General features: G+C 66.3%; 1 pseudogene. It reads left to right on the plus strand.

Features of this window, described 5'->3' with window-relative positions:
- A pseudogene (gene iolB, locus AHiyo1_RS07670) lies at positions 1-535 on the plus strand (5-deoxy-glucuronate isomerase); the annotation flags it as partial.
- Positions 536-555: the final 20 nt, after the last annotated feature.

A 555-nucleotide genomic window follows, 5' to 3' on the forward strand; every position in this document is an offset into this window, starting at 1 on the left:
ACCCCACCAGGCTCGTGACCGCGGCGGAAACCCCCGTGGAGCTGCGCGGAGCAGGCAACTGCTCCCGCCAGGTCCACAACTTCGGCACTCCCGCCGCCCTTGAGGCCGACCGTTTCATCGTCTGCGAAGTGCTCACGCCCGCAGGCAACTGGTCCTCCTATCCTCCGCACAAGCATGACGAGGAAAAGGACGGCGAAACGGAGCTTGAGGAAATCTACTACTTCGAGACCCGCGTGGCTCAAGGCTCGGGTGCACCCGCCGACGCCGATGCAATCGGCTATCAGCGTGTCTACGCCTCAGATGAACGGCCGATCGATGTGGCCGCGGAGGTTCGCACGGGCGACGTCGTCCTTGTTCCCTACGGGTGGCACGGCCCCGCCATGGCCGCTCCCGGCTACGACTTGTACTACCTGAACGTCATGGCCGGCCCGGGACCTGTGCGGGAATGGCTCATCAGCGACGACCCCCACCACGGGTGGGTGCGGCAGAGCTGGGACGGACAGGACATCGACCCCGCCTGCCGTTCGGCGCCTAAGGAGCCGCACACCCAATCCC

It is taken from the genome of Arthrobacter sp. Hiyo1, from assembly GCF_001263615.2.
GTDB lineage: Bacteria > Actinomycetota > Actinomycetes > Actinomycetales > Micrococcaceae > Arthrobacter.